The 16,045-nt window shown below is 49.0% G+C and carries 15 protein-coding genes; 4 read left to right on the top strand and 11 right to left on the bottom strand.

The features are described 5' to 3' along the window. Positions 1–6: 6 nt before the first annotated feature. The 4 genes from KTO58_RS02995 (at position 7) to KTO58_RS02980 (ending at position 4,574) form a co-directional block, all read left to right on the top strand. Positions 7–1,110: a glycosyltransferase family 4 protein gene (locus KTO58_RS02995; RefSeq protein WP_095840812.1), complete on the top strand. Its 1,104-nt coding sequence runs from the start codon at positions 7–9 to the stop codon at positions 1,108–1,110. Next, complete coding sequence (locus KTO58_RS02990; RefSeq protein WP_095840813.1) at positions 1,107–1,892, top strand: FkbM family methyltransferase; 786 nt, start codon at positions 1,107–1,109, stop codon at positions 1,890–1,892. The genes KTO58_RS02995 and KTO58_RS02990 overlap by 4 nt, the downstream gene beginning before the upstream one ends. A 2-nt stretch (positions 1,893–1,894) precedes the next feature. Beyond that, entirely contained in the window at positions 1,895–3,094 is a 1,200-nt protein-coding gene (locus KTO58_RS02985) for a glycosyltransferase family 4 protein (protein WP_095840814.1), read from the top strand. 76 nt (positions 3,095–3,170) lie between these two features. Beyond that, a complete protein-coding gene (locus KTO58_RS02980) occupies positions 3,171–4,574 on the top strand; it encodes an undecaprenyl-phosphate glucose phosphotransferase (RefSeq protein WP_095840815.1) in 1,404 nt (467 codons plus the stop codon). On the opposite strand, the gene KTO58_RS02975 is transcribed toward KTO58_RS02980, so the two are convergent. The 11 genes from KTO58_RS02975 to KTO58_RS02925 form a co-directional block, all read right to left on the bottom strand. Then, positions 4,568–5,377 (bottom strand): FkbM family methyltransferase, encoded by an 810-nt coding sequence (locus tag KTO58_RS02975; protein WP_225860029.1) that lies wholly within the window; start codon positions 5,375–5,377, stop codon positions 4,568–4,570. The two genes, KTO58_RS02980 and KTO58_RS02975, sit on opposite strands and share 7 nt — an antisense overlap. Positions 5,378–5,511: 134 nt before the next feature. Then, positions 5,512–5,922, bottom strand: coding sequence for a response regulator (locus tag KTO58_RS02970; RefSeq protein ID WP_095840817.1), 411 nt, complete (start codon positions 5,920–5,922; stop codon positions 5,512–5,514). Positions 5,923–5,927: 5 nt separating this feature from the next. Next, positions 5,928–10,439 (bottom strand): chemotaxis protein CheB, encoded by a 4,512-nt coding sequence (locus KTO58_RS02965; RefSeq protein ID WP_225860028.1) that lies wholly within the window; start codon positions 10,437–10,439, stop codon positions 5,928–5,930. Between the two features lie 20 nt (positions 10,440–10,459). Continuing rightward, positions 10,460–11,974, bottom strand: a complete 1,515-nt coding sequence (locus KTO58_RS02960; protein ID WP_095840819.1) for a GAF domain-containing protein — start codon at positions 11,972–11,974, stop codon at positions 10,460–10,462. After that, positions 11,952–12,611: a biliverdin-producing heme oxygenase gene (locus KTO58_RS02955; RefSeq protein WP_095840820.1), complete on the bottom strand. Its 660-nt coding sequence runs from the start codon at positions 12,609–12,611 to the stop codon at positions 11,952–11,954. The genes KTO58_RS02960 and KTO58_RS02955 overlap by 23 nt, the downstream gene beginning before the upstream one ends. Positions 12,612–12,685: 74 nt before the next feature. Next, positions 12,686–13,609, bottom strand: a complete 924-nt coding sequence (locus KTO58_RS02950; RefSeq protein ID WP_225860027.1) for a YheT family hydrolase — start codon at positions 13,607–13,609, stop codon at positions 12,686–12,688. 422 nt (positions 13,610–14,031) lie between these two features. Then, entirely contained in the window at positions 14,032–14,376 is a 345-nt protein-coding gene (locus KTO58_RS02945; protein WP_095840821.1) for a hypothetical protein, read from the bottom strand. 74 nt (positions 14,377–14,450) lie between these two features. Then, positions 14,451–14,807, bottom strand: coding sequence for a hypothetical protein (locus KTO58_RS02940; protein ID WP_095840822.1), 357 nt, complete (start codon positions 14,805–14,807; stop codon positions 14,451–14,453). Between the two features lie 51 nt (positions 14,808–14,858). After that, entirely contained in the window at positions 14,859–15,194 is a 336-nt protein-coding gene (locus tag KTO58_RS02935) for an ArsR/SmtB family transcription factor (protein ID WP_095841733.1), read from the bottom strand. Between the two features lie 139 nt (positions 15,195–15,333). Continuing rightward, positions 15,334–15,765, bottom strand: a complete 432-nt coding sequence (locus KTO58_RS02930) for a helix-turn-helix domain-containing protein (protein WP_198315040.1) — start codon at positions 15,763–15,765, stop codon at positions 15,334–15,336. A gap of 12 nt (positions 15,766–15,777) precedes the next feature. Continuing rightward, positions 15,778–15,975, bottom strand: a complete 198-nt coding sequence (locus tag KTO58_RS02925) for a hypothetical protein (protein WP_095840824.1) — start codon at positions 15,973–15,975, stop codon at positions 15,778–15,780. Positions 15,976–16,045: the final 70 nt, after the last annotated feature.

Here is a 16,045-nt window from a genome sequence, read left to right as displayed (position 1 = left end):
TGAGGTATGCATATCTTTTTGGACAACATAGTATTTACGATCCAGCGGGCTGGAGGTGTTTCTGCTTATTGGTATGAGTTGCTGAAGGGTATGGGCGGAGCGGGTCATGCTATCAGCCTGTTGAATGCGCGGTTGCGGCCCGGTAATGTATTTGAGACGCGGTTGGATTACAGTGGTTATGACTGTATCAGGGAGAGTTGGATACCGCCGCAGTACCTGCGTTATTTGCCATTGCGATATACGTTGCCTTCGGCGGCTGTCTTTCATGGCGGGTATATGCGGGTATCACCGCAGCGGGATGTGGTGAATATATTGACGGTGCATGACTTTGCGCATGAGCGGCGGCTGGCCAGTCGTTTTCCGCGTAGCCTGGCTAATACGACGCAGAAGGCATATGGTATCAAACGAGCGGACGGTATTATTTGTATTTCGGAGAGTACTCGCCGGGAGTTGTTACATTTTTACCCGCAGACGGACCCGGCGAAGATACGGGTGATCCATCACGGTATCACGGCTGACTATCATCCGATCGTGGGTGGCTATCAGCGGGAGACATTGTTACCTACGGCAGGACACAAGCGATATATTTTGTATGTGGGTGCCAGGCGGCATTATAAAAATTTTGGGCTTGCGTTGGAGGTGATGGAGCAGTTGCCGGAGGATTATGAGTTGGTAGTGGTGGGTGGTGAGTTATGGACGCGCAGGGAGCACCAGGAGTTGCAGGAGCGTACTAACGGGCGTTATCATTTGTTTCCTTCTTTGAGTAATGCGGATCTGAACCGGTTGTATAATCAGGCATTCTGTTTATTATATCCTTCTGCTTATGAGGGTTTCGGGTTTCCTCCCGGGGAGGCGATGAAGGCGGGGTGTCCGGTGATCTGCGGGCGTACTACGGCGATGCCGGAGGTGGCCGGGGCGGCGGGATTGCTGGTGGAGGAGATGACGGCTATGGCCATCCTGGATAAGATCGGGTTGCTGGAGCAGGCTGCTTACCGGCAGGCGGTGGTAGCGGCGGGCTTAGGGCAGGCTACTTTATTCTCTTGGGAGAAATGTATACAATCAACGATCTCATTTTATCAGCATTGCTGGAACCATAAATTCTCGACATGAACTTTTTTTTCAGGCTGGCGGATGCCCTTAAGGTGATGATCCGTTCGGGCCGCGGTTTTTCGTCTGTATTAAAGAAAGGCGCTTCTGTAGCGTCTACACAGGTATTACACAATTGCCGGCATTATATCCCGACGTTGAACACGGTGGTGGATGTGGGCGCCAACAAGGGTCAGTTTACGTTAGCGGCGTTACATTTTTATCCGCAGGCGCAGGTGTATTCATTTGAGCCGGTGCCTGACACTTTTGCTTTGTTGCAGCAGCATACGCGGGGTGTGTCGCAGGTGCATGCCTACAATTTTGCATTGGGTAGTATGAGTGGGGAGCTGGAGTTCTTCAGTAATACTTATTCCCATGCGAGTTCGGCATTACCGGTATCTGAGTTGCAGCAGCACCTGGTACCGCAGACGGCGAGTACGCATCGTATACAGGTACCTGTAAAGCGGTTGGATGATCTGAACGGGGCGTTACCATTAGTATCTCCGGTGTTGTTGAAGCTGGATGTGCAGGGTTATGAGAAGGAGGTATTGAAGGGTGCTGCGAACCGGTTACGGCAGATCGATTACTTATTGTTTGAGACATCGTTCGTGCATATGTATGAGGGGGAGCCTTTATTTGATGAGATGCATCATTTTGTGAAGGAGTTAGGTTTTGAGTTTATTGCGCCGGTGGGGTTCCTTCAATCTGATAAGTTACAGATACTGCAGATGGATCTGCTGTATAAACGTAAGCACACACATACCAACGGGAATAGTTATTCATCGAGTCATTTGATAAAGACCTAGCTATGAGAATTGTATTGAACGATCATTCGGGGCATGCGTTTACGCTGCAGCTGAGCCGGCAACTGGCACAAAATGGTTTTGAGGTACTTCATGCCTATTCTACTTCTTTCCAGTCGCCGAAGGGGAATTTTGAAGAGCCGGATAGCGGGTATTTGCGTCTTCGCATCTTGCCTATTGCGGTAAAGGGTCAATTTAGGAAGTATTCGTTGTTAAAGCGGCGGCAGCAGGAGATCGAATATGCGCGTCAGCTGACGGCGGTGTTGGATGAATTCAGACCGGATGTGGTATTGAGTGGTACTACGCCCTTATTTGTACAGGAGTATGTACAGCGGTATTGCAAGGATCATCATGTGAAGTTCATCTATTGGTGTCAGGACATTTATACGATCGCTATCCGGCAGATAGCCTGGCAGCGGTTGGGGATCTTAGGGTGGCCGATCTGGGCATATTTCCGGTCGTTGGAGCGGCGGTTATTGCGGAAGAGCGATCATATTGTGAGTATAACGGAGGATTTCAATACGCTCTTCGAATCGTGGCAGGTGGACCTGGATAAGGTGACTTGTATTCCTAACTGGGCGCCTATTACGGAGATATCGTTGTTGGAGAAGGATAATCAGTGGGCGCGGGCGCATCAGCTGACGGATAAGATCTGCGTGGTGTATTCGGGGACGCTTGGATTAAAGCATAATCCTTCGATCATAGCATCGGCGGCGGAATATTTCAGGGAGCGTGCTGATGTGCAGTTTATCGTGATATCGGAGGGGTTGGGGGCCAGTTACTTGGAGGCGGAAAAGGAGAAGCGGCAGCTGGATAACCTGCAGATACTTCCCTTCCAGGATTTCCGGCAGATGAGTCAGGTATTGGCGACGGCTGATATATTGATGGCGATATTGGAGAAAGATGCGGGTACTTATTCTGTGCCGTCGAAGGTATTGACCTATCTGTGTGCGCAGAAGCCTATTGTATTGGCGATGCCACCTGCCAATCTGAGTGCCAGTATTGTACAGCGTAACAATGCGGGTTATTGTGTACCGCCGGATGATGCTACGGCGTTTTGCAGGCATATAGAGCGATTGTTGGCGGATGCGCCTTTGCGGCAGATATTGGGACAAAACGGGCGTGCGTATGCGGAAACACATTTTAATATCAGCCGGATACAGGACCGGTTCCTGCATGTGTTTAAAAAGGCTTTATTGAACTAGGGGATGTGAGTGATCCTATTAATACGGGCCAGCAGGTAAGGCTGGTCAATCCGTTCATCCGATAAAGTGGGTATTTATGAAGAGTAACATCCATGCGAATCTTCCCATTAAGCAGATGATCGATTATGCGGTGCTGCTTGTCGCCTTTTTCTTTACCCGCAGGTATATTGCGGCCAAAGGCGATGTATTTTTTTCTGATCTTAACCTGTTAGTGCTTTGTATCAGTATTTGTTCGTGGACGCTGACGGGATTGTCGGTACAGTTGTATGAAGATTTCAGGACGCGTTCTTTTTCTTTTGAGTTTGTGTCGATATTAAAGACGGTGTTGTTGCATACTTGTATATTGACTTTTCTTTTTTTCTATGTCTTTAAATTTTATCCTTATCCGCGAACATTTACGTTGTTGTATAGTGGTTTACTTTTTGTGTTTATGACGACGGTTCGTTTTTTTGTCAAGCAGCTTTTATTGCGGTTGCGGGCGCACGGGCATAATATCCGTAACATCCTGATAGTAGGTGCAGGCGAGACGGGGATGGGTTTTCACCGGACGATTGCTAACAATGATCATTTCGGGTATCGTTGTGTTGGGTTTGTGGATGATCAGGCACAATCTCATTTGAACGGTCAGTACCTGGGAAAGCTGTCTGATCTTCATCGTATACTGGAGGAGCATGAGATTGACGATGTGGTGGTGGCGTTGCCGGGCGGGTATGCAGAGCAGACGGAGAAGGTGATCGTGGCGAGTGAGCGGGAGGCGAAGCGGGTGCGTATTATTGCGGACTGTTATCGTTTTTGTACGCCTACGGTGAGTATGAATTTGTTTGGTACGTTTCCGATATTAACGATCCGGACCTCGCCGTTGGATGATGAGACGAAGCAGCGGTTCAAGCGGACCTTTGATATTTGTTTTTCGGCGTTGTTGTTTGTTACGGTGTTTATCTGGTTGTTTCCTATAATAGCGTTGGCGATCAAGTTATCTTCTCCGGGGCCTGTTTTTTTTGTGCAGCCGCGCTGGGGGTTAAAGAACCGGAAGATCCGTTGTTATAAGTTTCGTTCTATGCGGCAGACGTCGGGGGATGTAGATGGTAATGGGCAGTATATGCAGGCTACTCGTCATGATCCGCGGACTACGGCGGTGGGGCGTTTTTTGCGGCGTACGAACCTGGATGAGTTACCGCAGTTCATCAATGTATTGTTGGGGGATATGTCGGTGGTGGGGCCTCGTCCGCATCCGATACCGTTGCATGTGGAGTCGAAGGATACGATACAGCATTACATGTTGCGTCATTTGGTGAAGCCTGGTATTACGGGGTGGGCGCAGGTGAATGGTTGCCGTGGGGAAACGCGACAGTCGGGTCAGATGCAGAAGCGGGTGAACCTTGATTTGTGGTATATAGAGAATTATAGTTTCTGGCTGGATTGCCAGATATTATTCCAGACGGTGATGAATATGATCAAGGGGGACCGGAATGCTTACTGATCTTTTTTGCGGAGAGCTACTATATTCTGGAAGGCGAATATTTCGAGGTTAGCGGCTACGTATTTACCCAGGGGGAGCAGGCCATTGGGGAGGAGGCGGTAGAAGTCGTATCCGGGAAGGGCGGTGATGATATCTTTCAGGAATGTGCGTGCGATGACGTTCATTTCGTTGAATTCTACCTGTACTGCATCGATAAGGCCTGCGGCGATGGTTTGCCGGGCACCTTTCAACACATTCAATTCATTTCCTTCTGTATCTATTTTAAGGAGTGCTATCCTGGAGATGTGGTTTGTTTCTACAAATTCGTCGATGGTGGTGAGGGAGATATGTACTTCATCTACTGCGCTGTTGCGGAATCCGGCGATGACTTCTTTGTACATGCTGGCGTGTTCGGAGCCTTCTCCGCCGGCATAGTCGTATATGAGTGCGGTGGTGGTTTCGTTGCTTGCACCTTGCTGAATGGCGGTGAAGTCGTATTCGGCGGCGGTTTGTTCGAGTTTTGCGAAAGCGGCCGGGTGGGGTTCGAAGGCGAAGATGGGCAGTTTAACTTTCAGTTTTCTTAGCATGGCGGCGTAGTTGCCGTGGTTGGCGCCGATGTCCAGTACTACTCCTGACATTAATTTTCCGCCGGCGACCATTTGTTTGACGAATGCTTTTTCTCCGCTTACGGTCTCGTTTTCATAATTGAGGATGCCGAGTCCTCTCATGCTGAGTTTATAGAGGTAGAGATTAACGTTATAGAAGGCTTTTCTGGCAAAGAGGTATACATAGATCTTCTTTACAGATGCAGTCAAAGGATTCATAGTTAAAGTGTATTATGACAATCTAAATAATGGTTAAACCGGGGTTCTTTTTGGGTGGTTATTTGTACTAACTAAAGATAGGGATAATTTCTTGCATTCTGTGTTTGCGGGTATGAAATCCTGATCTATTGAGATCAGGCTGGCAGGTAGGTAGCGGCGAGTTGTACGATCATGTCGCTGAAGCCGTCGAAGGAATCGGGTTTGGTAATAATCTGTTCGGCCCCTATGCGGATGCATTCATCAGCGAGGCGGCTATCGTTGTGTGTAGAGTATATGACTACGGGTATGTGCAGGTATCGCTGATCGCCTTTTAATGCTGCCAGGGTTTGCTGGCCGTTCATTTTAGGCATGTTCTGATCGAGTATAATAAGGCTCGGTAGTGCCTGTTGCGAGCGGTCTTCTAGGAGCTGTACCAGGTCGAGTCCGTTTTCTACTGTTTCGAATTGTATTTCGCGTTCTTCTTTTAATTTATTAATTATCTCCTGGAATATCATGCGGTCATCTTCGTCATCTTCTGCCAGTAAGATACTTTTAATTTGTCTCATGGGTATTACTTGTTTTCACTATCCTGTTCCAAGGGTAGCAATATTTTAAAGGTAGCTCCTTCTCCTTCTTTACTTTCTGCGGTGATCGATCCGTTATGTTTCTCGACTATTTTTTTGATAATAGCGAGGCCGATTCCGGTGCCTTCAAATTTATCCTTTGAGTTAAGACGTTGGAACAGGTCAAAAATCTTGGTCTTAAACTGATCATCAAAGCCTATTCCATTATCGTGAATGGTAATGCAACACCAGTCGCCATTGGGGGTCTGGGGGGCATCGAATGAGGGAGCTGAAACCCGCCATGCTCGTATATGAATGACGGGTTCGGTATCGGTGCGGGTAAACTTCAGGGAGTTAGCGATGAGGTTTTGGAATACCTGTTTGATCTGAGATCTGTTGGCCGATATTTGTGGAATATTTTCCACAACAAAGGTGGCTTTTTTCTCTTTTATGATGACTTCGAAGTCTTCGCATACTTCCTGGAGGACTTCTGCGATATCGGTTTTTTCGAATCCGCCGGCGTGAGCGGCGGAGAGTTTGGAGAAGTCGAGGATGTTAATGACCAGTGATTTCATGCGGTTGGCGGACTGCATGATTTTATGGAGGTATACGAGGGCATCTTCGGAGAGGTCTTTGGCATGTCGATCTTTGACCATTTTAGAGAACATGTGGATCTTGCGCAAGGGTTCTTGGAGGTCGTGGGAAGCGACGGATGCGAAGAGCTGGAGGTCGTAGTTGCTGGATTCCAGTTCGCGATTGGTTTGTTGGAGCTGGCGGGTCCTTTCTTCTACTTTTTCTTCCAGTACGGCGTTCATGACGCGTTGGTCGTGTACGTCGAGGTTGGTGATGACCCAGCTGATGAGGTGTCCTTTGTCGTCTTTTCGTGCTTTGGCGCTGAGGCGGTTCCAGCGGTAATCTCTACTGGAGATGCGCATGCGGATATCGCAGTTAAAGTCTTGTTGGCTTTGTGCGGCGGCTTTCCAGGTGCGGAGGAGCAAGGGCAGATCGCCGGGGTGTATGGTTTGTTGCCAGCCGGTTCCGAGGGCTTCATCGTGTTGCATGCCGGTATAGTATTCGAACTGGCGGTTGACGAAGTCAACGTTACCTTCTTCGTTGGCGGTCCATACGATGAGGGGCATTGATTCGGCCAGGAATTTCTTTTCGGCGATGTTGCTGGCGATGGCTTTTTCGGCTTGTTTGAGGGCGGTCAGGTCGAGCATGGAGCCGAGCATGCGATAGGGTACGCCGAATTCGTTATGCAGGATATATCCGCGGTCGAGTATATTGGCGTAAACGCCATCGGCTTTTCTCCAGCGGTATTCCCGGCTCCATTGGTGATTGCTATCATTGATAGCTGCGTGGATACTATCGAGTACCTGCCGGCGGTCGCCGGGGTGTAATCTTTCTGCCCATTCGTTGCGGCTCATATCCTGTTGGTGGTAGCCGAACATTTTGGCGAAGGAGTCGCTCCACCAGACGGTGTTGTTGGCGAGGTCCCAGTCCCAGAGGGTGTCGTTGGTGGCCCGGGCGACGAGGCGGAATCTTTCTTCACTGAATGACAGTTCTCTGGTGCGGTTGCGGACGATATTTTCGAGTTCGGCGTTGAGTTTTTTGAGGTTTTCTTTTACCTCGTTGAGTTCGCTATAGCTTTTGCGGATGCGTTGATCTGCGTTCTTTTTATCTGTGATATCGGTGAAGGTGGCGACGAGGCCATCGGGCATACGGACGGCGATGAGTTCGAACCAGCTATTTTTTTCTGCGATATAGATGTCTTTATTGATAGGTTCATTTTCTTTTATGACGGCGTAATATTCTTCCAGGAGTTCCGGTGTAGCCAGTAAGGGTACGGTATTCCGGAGCGTTTTGCCGGCCAGCGGGTATTCACCTTCTACGAATATATCCTGCATGGCTTTGTTGCCGGTGATGATTAGGAAGTCCTGGATACGTCCATTGTCTTCGGTCAGGGGGCGCATGGCGATAATGGCACCGCGGCTGGCGTTGAACACGCTGCGGATAATATTATTGAGATTGGTGATGGTAGAGATATCTACGAAGGTGATGATCACGCCACTTGACCTGCCGTTTTTGGTGAGGTACGGCATGATGCGCATCAGGAGGTTTTGTCCCTGATACTGTTGTACTTCTTTTTCGATGACGGAGCGGGAGCGTTGTACCTGTTCTATATCCTGAACGAGGTGATCGTACCGGATATTATTGGAGATGTGTGTGATGGGTCTGCCGAGGTCACTTTCGATGAAATTGATCATGCGTACGGAGGCCGGGTTGAACTTGCGGATATTGAGTTGTTCGTCGAGGAATATCTGCGCGATGTCTGTGCTTCTGAAGTAGTTGTTCAGGTCATCGTTGAGTTCTACCAGTTCTTTTATTTTGAGCTGGTGTTCGGTATTGAGGGTATACAGTTCTTCGTTGAGGGACTGGAGCTCTTCGTTGGAGCTTTGCAGTTCTTCATTGGAAGAGAGTAGTTCTTCGTTGGAGCTTTGCAGTTCTTCGTTGGCTGTTTCCAGGTCTTCGATGGCGATCTGGAGGTTACCTCTTACTTCTGCGAGTTCTGCTTCGAGGCTTTGCAGGTAGTCTCCATCTATCTCTTCGTTGTTGGCGGCGGTGGTAGCGATGATATTTTTTTCGACGGTGGCGGCGCCGTTTTTGCTGATAACGACGAGGGTATATTCCTGTTCGTTTTTGCGGGCATCGGGGTTGATGACGACGTGTATGCTTTGCTGGTGGCCATCTTTTCCGAAGATGATATTGCGGAGGGTAATTTTCTCCTGTTGTTTCCAGGCTTTCCGGATTTCTTTGTTAAAGATGACGGAGAGTTCTGGTGGCAGCATTCGTAGTAGGCTGAGGTTGAGATTTTTTTTGGGTAATGACAGTAGCTGGTCATAGTTGCCCAATGTTTCTCTGATCTCGAAGTTACGGTCTATATAGAGTGCCAGCATTCCGAGGTCTTCGGTGAGGGTATCTCTGAGGTCGTCCCAGAGGGCTCGCTGGCTTTTGCTTTCGAAGTTGCGGGTGGTGGTGAGTACTGTTTCGGTTTCGCGGGTGTGTTTGGACGGTGTGGTAAAGCTGTTGCCCATATAGAGGCGTGCTTTGCCATCGGCCAGTTTGCGGAATATTTTCCATTTGGCATTGATCTGCTGCATGGAACCTTTGAGGAAGGTTGGATTTTCGCTTGGGCCGAGGAACAGGAATCCTTGTTTGTTGACGGAGAACTGGAGGGTGGCGTATATGCGTTCTTGCAGTACGGCATTCATGTATATGAGCATGTTCCGGCAGCTGACGAGGTCGTTCTTTATGAACGGCGGGTCTTTGATGATATCGTGGCGGGCGAATACGATCTGTTTCCGCAAGCGGGGGATGATGGTGTATGTTCGTCCTTTTCGGGAGAAGTATTTGTTGCGTCTTTCTTCGGAGACATCGCGTTCGATACCCTGTGGGTAGGTACCTGTCATTGCGATCTCGAGGTTAGAGGCTTCGATATCTGTTGCGAATATTTTGACTTCGCGCTGGTGGTCCATTTCTTCGAGCATTTCATCGACGGCGATGGCGATGGAGTATGCTTCTTCGCCGGTGCTGCAGGCGGCGACCCATATTTTGATCTGTTCTTCTGGTTCTTTGTTGGCGATTACTTCTCTCAGTACTTGTTCTTTGATGATATCGAATGCTTCCGGGTCGCGAAAGAAGCGGGTGACGTTGATGAGGAAGTCGCGAGCCAGTTCTTTACACTCTTCGGGATTTGATTCGAGGTGTTCTACATATGTTTTCGGATCGGAGAAGTCGCCCTGTATCATACGGCGGCTGATGCGTCGTAGTACGGTAGGTGTTTTATAGTAGTAGAATTCCTGGCCAGCGTATTGGCGGATGAGGTCAAATACTTTGGTCAGTATTTTTTCGTCTATGTTGATATGTTCGTCTATGGTCCTATCTATTTGTTGTATGTATTGAAGGATGGCGGATGGCAAGTTGGAGGAAGGGGCGACCAAGTCGACGTATCCGGATTGGATGGCGCTGTTGGGCATTCCATCGAATTTGGCGGTTCTGGGTTCCTGTACGAGTACCATTCCTCCCTGTTCTTTGACGGTGACGATGCCTTTGGTGCCATCGGTGCCGGTACCGGAGAGGATGACGGCGATGGCTTTTTCCTTTTTGTCCATTGCGAGGGAGTGGAGGAAGACATCGATGGCATTGTTGGGTACTTTTTCTGCTGATTTATCGGCGAGCACCAGTTTATTGCGCTGGATGCGGATCAATTTATTATTGGGTATTACATAAATGCAGTTTTTGGCCACGGGATGTTGGTGGGCGGCTTCGACTACTTTCATGTGGGTATGTCTGCCGACGAGTTCTACGAGCAGGCTTTTAAAGTCCGGGGAGAGGTGTTGTATGATGACGAAGGACAGGTTTGCTGTGCGGGGCATGTGGTCGAAGAATTCCTGGATAGCTTCCAGGCCTCCTGCTGATGCTCCGAGGGCTACTACGTAATGTTGCTGCATTCGTTTCATATATCCGGTTTAACAGGCAGCTATCTATCGGGTGACAATAGTTCGAAGATAAAGCTGCGTAAATTTTCTGCGATCAATATTTCGTCTTGCAGCCAGGGTTTGGAGTATCCTCTTACCTGTTCCTGCCATAGTTTGAATGAGTGTCTGGGATGGTATATTTGTTGGTTTTCTTCGAACCGTATCCTTTCTTCGGGGTTTCCTCCCCAGTTGGTGGTGCGGATATATTCGGGCCGGAAAACGATGATATATTCATCCTGGGCGCTGTGTATGGGTATGACAAGTAGTCCGCTGGCTATTTCTCTGAATTTTTCGTCCAGGTCGAAAACGGAAGGTAGTGCATCGGTGGAGAATACTTTCCGTAATTGTTTGAGGTGTAGCCAGAGGATGAGGTCTTCGATGGTTTGTTTGTCGGGCATTTCGCCGGCGGTGATTAATTTTTTGCGATAGGTGATGGCGACGCCGGAGGCACCGAGTAGTGTTCTGACGCCGGCGCCATCGGCCAGGAGGCTATCTTCGAGGCGTCCGCCCTGGTAGATGCTTTCCATGAGTTCGGTATATACTGATTTCAGCCGAGTGTTGACATTGTGATAGGCGCCATGTTCGAGCGAGCTGATCTTGGAAGATATTACAGAGGACAGGAGTTCCAGGACTGCGCACAGTTGCTGATCGACCTGGCGGGCTGTTTTATGGTGGCAGGCGATGAGCCCCCAGAGGGCGTTATCGCGGATGATGCGTACGGACATGCTGGCCATGACGTGCATGTTTTTCAGGTATTCGATATGGACGGCTGCGACGGCTCTGACGTTGCAGGTGGACATATCGAGGAAGGATCCTGAGATGGGATTGATGACAGGGTATAGTTTCATGGGTTTGAACTCCCTGTCGGGGATGAATCGGTATGCGTTCCGGAGATAGAGGTCTCTGGCTGGTTTGGGGATATCGGACGCGGGGAATGTGAAACCGATATATGATTCCATATCGGGTTCCATGGCTTCGGCGAGGACGTTTCCGTTCCAGTCTTTATCGAAAGCATAGATCATTACTTTATCGAATCCGCTGATGCGTTTGAGTTCGCGGGCGGCTATCTCGCAGGCGGCGGAGAGGTCTTCTGCCTTTTCGATGGCTGCGATGGAGGATCTTATATCCTGGTACTGGCTGGTGAATGTGTCCTGTTGGCCTGCTTTAAGCGGTTGCAGGTTGATCTCTGCCAGCACCATATTTTCTTTTACGTGGATGTTGACGTAGTGGCGGTTGTTATTGAGTTGCCAGATGAGGATCTGTTCTTCGCTGTCATTTTTGTCTATGATGCTGATAAGCAGGTCATTATCTTCCGGGCGGATTAACTCCTGTAATGATTTATTTATCAACTCCTTAACATCTTTCCCAAAAATACTACTGACGTTTTCGCTGACTTGCCGGATATGTAATGCGGGCCTATCCAATACTACTAGTGCGCCATATTCCTGCACGGTGTTGATGATATGGATGGGGATGTTACCGCAGAAAGCGGAGTCATATTTTGAAAACTGGTCCATATGAGTTAGCCCAAATCTTAAAGTTAACAAAAGTGTTTCTGGCTGTTGCAGCAGCGTTTTCCTGTTCTGTAGTGGTGGCCAGCGCGTTGAGGTAAGCGCGGAAGCGTTCCCACATGGCCCTGGTGGCGTCGCCATAACCGTTGAAGAAGGAGAAGCCTTTTGTTGCTGGTATATCCAGTTGTGTGCTGATCATCTTTGCAATAATCGTACCTCCCAATGTAGAGCCTTCCATGACGTATGCTGCGCCGATGGCCGCAGCGAAGCTATCGATGGCGGGGATGGGTGGTGAGTGGCCTATTACCGGCAGGGTGTATCCGCAGGCGTTGATATCGTTGAGTATGGCGGCGGATTTGCGGCGTTGGGCATAGTCGGGTATCCGCTCGTCGTTGGCCAGCCATTTTTCCAGCAGTTGTTCTATGGGTGTGTAGTAATGATAGAACAGGCCTAGTAGCTGGATGTATTCATCGATATTCCGAATACTTTTAATCTGTATGACCAGTTCTTTTTCCAGTTCCTGGTGCTCTTTTTTGGTGAATTCCTTTATATGGTCTGAAAAGCTATATTCTGTCAAAACGAGGTGTATTAGTCGCTTCTTCAGCCCCTTTTGGGCAGTACCTGCATGCAGTAAAAAACTCAAAAGCGAGGTGATAGATCAGGCAAAAATAAACAAAAGCGCGTGGCAAACAAGCCGCTCAACACATCCAGGTAATATTATTGTTGTTCCTGAATAAAGCGGAAAGCGCGTTTTTCTGACCAATAGTCGGTGTCGCGGAAGTTGACGAATCCTACATGTCCGCCGTAATGGGGTGTTTCGAGGAAGAGGTGGGGATTTTGGCGGGCTATTTCGTAGGGGAAAGAGCCGGGACCGAGGAAGGGATCGTCGAGGGCATTGATGAGTAGGGTTGGGATGCGTATCTGTGCCAGGTGTGGTTTAGCGCTGGACAGCCGCCAATATTCTTCTGCATCGGGGAATCCGTGCAGGGGTGCGGTGTAGCGATCGTCGAACTGGCGGAAGGTTTTGACGGTATTGTATCCATCCAGGGAAATCTGCCCCGGGAAACGATGTTGTTTGAGGAGGAGTTTTTGTCCGAGGTCGCGGATGAACCGTTTCATGTAGATGACATTGTGTGGTTTTTCCAGTTGTATGGAACTATCTTTCAGGTCGCAGGGTACGGAGATTGCGACAGCGGACTTCACCATTGGGTGGATGTTATGGCTTTGTTCTCCTATATATTTCAATGTTACGTTTCCCCCCAGGGAGAATCCGACGATGTGGATTGCCTTGTATTTGCCGGCGGCGGCGATGTATTGCACGACCTGGTGGAGATCGGCTGTGTCGCCGCTATGGTAGAAACGCAGGAGCATATTGGGTTCGCCGCTGCAGCCGCGGAAATTCATGGAGACGGTATCGTAGTGGCCGCGGTTGAAGACGTTGACCATACCCAATACATATTTTCTACTGGCGTTACCTTCGAGGCCGTGGAGGATGATGACGATGCGGTCGGCTCCTACCCTGCTGAAATCGAGATCGACGAAATCGCCGTCGCTGGTGGTCATGCGTTCGCGGGTATATCCAGCCGCTTTGATCTTCCGGAAGAGAGAAGGATATATGGTAAGCAGGTGGCGGTTTTTCATCCACCGTGGTGCTTTATAATCTGATACTTCAATAACCGGCATGGTACGGGCGCTTCACGATACGCGGGCGATATTACCCAAGTGCAAGGTAAGGCGGATCGGGGATATGGGCAAATGAGGAGGAGATACTGTTTTGGGTACCCCGTGACTATACTAAAACTATACGATTATTATGCAGGAAGTGCTCTAAAGGTGGACTTGATGTAATGGGAGGTTACAGGAATTTCGAGTACTGCATACGGTAAAAAAAGTGGTAATAACGAAGATATCTGTGGGTATACAGGAGTGTAATCTGTATTTCTACACTCCTGTTTCAGGCTTTCGGCGGGCATCATTTCATTGATGGGCATAACCGTTCCTACAGTCTTATAGATTGCCGGTACAGGTTTTTGTATTTTGCTTTATTCTTTTTATTTGGGATGTCATTCTTTGTAAACAGGCAGCGCTATCGATACGGGACGGTACATAATATTTCCTGGCGGTATCGAAAAGGGTAACAGGCGACGTAATTGTAATTGTTGTCTGTGCCGGATGACTTTACTACGTCGTTTTGTAAGAGGGGTTACCATTGTCAGGATATCTGCGGCAATATGGAGTCTTCCGTTGGCAATTAGTCCGTTTTTACAAGCTCGTATTTGCAAGGTGACGAGGAGTGTGCCTTTGTCCGGCAACTGTGGTTCCCAGTTCAACCCGGGGAATGGTGTGTCGTAGTCGGCAAGTTGCCGGAAGGTTTGTACGGCCAGTATTTTTTGTGTAGACAGGTCCATCTTTACGGCGACCAGTTTAATTTCCAGGTGTGAGATATTATCGAGTGGCTGCCATTTTTGGGCGGGTATATGAATTATCCCAGTAAGATTGCAGGAGGCTGGGATGGTAAGGAATTTCTGCAGGGAGTTGTATTTATTGAGTTGCCATTGCAGCAGGGGATGGTATTAGTGTGGTCTGCTGTTATGAGGGCTTTATTGAGGCGATTAACGAGGGAGCCATCATAGGGGAGGTCGAGTAAAGGCAAGAGTGTATGCCGGATGAGGCGACCTTTACGGCTGGCGGCGCCGAAGGATTGCGCTGCTTTGCGGGTAGCACGGGTTTGCCGAACAGCGGTTGGCCGACTGCGTGCAAAGAATTTGCCATTACGGCGATAGCCGATGACGTCGTACAGATTTCCGGAGAAGGTTATAGGCCCGCGTTGTTTTGCCATGGGAATGGGTATTATATCTTAAATATACGTAAATGGCGGCGGATCTTATGATCAGGGTTTCTTTTTCTGTTTCTGCTCTTTGGTCAGGAAGTTTTCGAGTGCATCGAGTTTTTGGGTCCAGAATGTTTTGTATTGGCTGGCCCAGTCGGACACTTGTTTTAGTTGGGCGAGGTTGGCCTGGCAGACGCGTTCGCGACCTTGCTGGCGGATGGTAATGAGGCCGCATTGGGTGAGTATTTTAATATGTTTGGATATGGCGGGTCGGCTGATATCGAAGTTTTCTGCTACGGCGTTGAGGTTGAGGGGTCTTTCGGCGAGGAGGTGAATGATTTCCCGTCTTGTTGGGTCGGCGATGGCCTGGAAAACGTCTCTTCTTAATGTGTTCATATAAGGCAACCTTTTGGTTACAAATTTAGTAAAAGGCGGGATGTTGGTCAAGGGGGGGATTAAATAATGACGCCCGGCGTGTGGCCAGGCGTCGGGCGGTACATCAGGCATTCGTTGTTAAATAAGGGATGTTGGTTATTCAGCCTTGACCGACGGGATGTATCATGTCTGCTATTTCTGTTTCAGCGAGTGCCAATTTTCTGAGTACCTGTTCGTCGCGGCAGTAGATACGATCTTCTATTACGGACCAGGCGTGCAGTACGGTGGTGCGGTCTCTTCCGAGTTGGCGCCCGATGGCACCGGGGGTGATTCCTTTAATGTATTTACGGCACAGATACATGATGAGGTGCCTGGCTTCTTTTACTTCACATTGCCTGGAACCGGACAGTAGCAGCTGCATGGGGATATTTAGCTGCAGACAGACCTGTGCGGCAATTGCTGCGATGCTCAGGCTGGTGTAGGTTCGTTTCACTTCAACAGCTACCTGCAGTCCCGTTTCTTCCAGTATGCTCTTCTCGGCTTCCTGCAAGATGTGGTGCAGGCGTACTGCTTGTACAATTGATAATTCCATATGTCTATACATTTACTGATGATCTGAGATATTCTCTGAAGGGATCGCGGGTGTTATGTTGCGATCTTCCTGGTTATTGTGCGATTCGTGCGATACGGTGTTTTGGGATTCCGTTATTGCGTTATCGCTTTTTTGCAGGTGGTCTATTGCCAGTGGCAATGCGTTCCAGCGATCCTGCAGATGATTTGTACTTTGTGTTTGCGCCTTCATATGCTTGCTAATTGAAGTACAGTTTTCTGTTTTAGGGTATTGATAAAGTGCCAGGTGATGATTGAGAGAC

It is taken from the genome of Chitinophaga pendula (assembly GCF_020386615.1).
Lineage (GTDB): Bacteria > Bacteroidota > Bacteroidia > Chitinophagales > Chitinophagaceae > Chitinophaga > Chitinophaga pendula.
This window is presented reverse-complemented; position numbering and strand designations above follow the sequence as displayed.

Bases quoted from the DNA above. Each gene is read 5' to 3' on its own strand.
- KTO58_RS02995 (WP_095840812.1), top strand. From the start codon at position 7: ATGCATATCTTTTTGGACAACATAGTATTTACGATCCAGCGGGCTGGA.
- KTO58_RS02990 (WP_095840813.1), top strand. From the start codon at position 1,107: ATGAACTTTTTTTTCAGGCTGGCGGATGCCCTTAAGGTGATGATCCGT.
- KTO58_RS02985 (WP_095840814.1), top strand. From the start codon at position 1,895: ATGAGAATTGTATTGAACGATCATTCGGGGCATGCGTTTACGCTGCAG.
- KTO58_RS02980 (WP_095840815.1), top strand. From the start codon at position 3,171: ATGAAGAGTAACATCCATGCGAATCTTCCCATTAAGCAGATGATCGAT.
- KTO58_RS02975 (WP_225860029.1), bottom strand. From the start codon at position 5,377: ATGAATCCTTTGACTGCATCTGTAAAGAAGATCTATGTATACCTCTTT.
- KTO58_RS02970 (WP_095840817.1), bottom strand. From the start codon at position 5,922: ATGAGACAAATTAAAAGTATCTTACTGGCAGAAGATGACGAAGATGAC.
- KTO58_RS02965 (WP_225860028.1), bottom strand. From the start codon at position 10,439: ATGAAACGAATGCAGCAACATTACGTAGTAGCCCTCGGAGCATCAGCA.
- KTO58_RS02960 (WP_095840819.1), bottom strand. From the start codon at position 11,974: ATGGACCAGTTTTCAAAATATGACTCCGCTTTCTGCGGTAACATCCCC.
- KTO58_RS02950 (WP_225860027.1), bottom strand. From the start codon at position 13,609: ATGAAAAACCGCCACCTGCTTACCATATATCCTTCTCTCTTCCGGAAG.
- KTO58_RS02945 (WP_095840821.1), bottom strand. From the start codon at position 14,376: ATGGACCTGTCTACACAAAAAATACTGGCCGTACAAACCTTCCGGCAA.
- KTO58_RS02940 (WP_095840822.1), bottom strand. From the start codon at position 14,807: ATGGCAAAACAACGCGGGCCTATAACCTTCTCCGGAAATCTGTACGAC.
- KTO58_RS02935 (WP_095841733.1), bottom strand. From the start codon at position 15,194: ATGAACACATTAAGAAGAGACGTTTTCCAGGCCATCGCCGACCCAACA.
- KTO58_RS02930 (WP_198315040.1), bottom strand. From the start codon at position 15,765: ATGGAATTATCAATTGTACAAGCAGTACGCCTGCACCACATCTTGCAG.
- KTO58_RS02925 (WP_095840824.1), bottom strand. From the start codon at position 15,975: ATGAAGGCGCAAACACAAAGTACAAATCATCTGCAGGATCGCTGGAAC.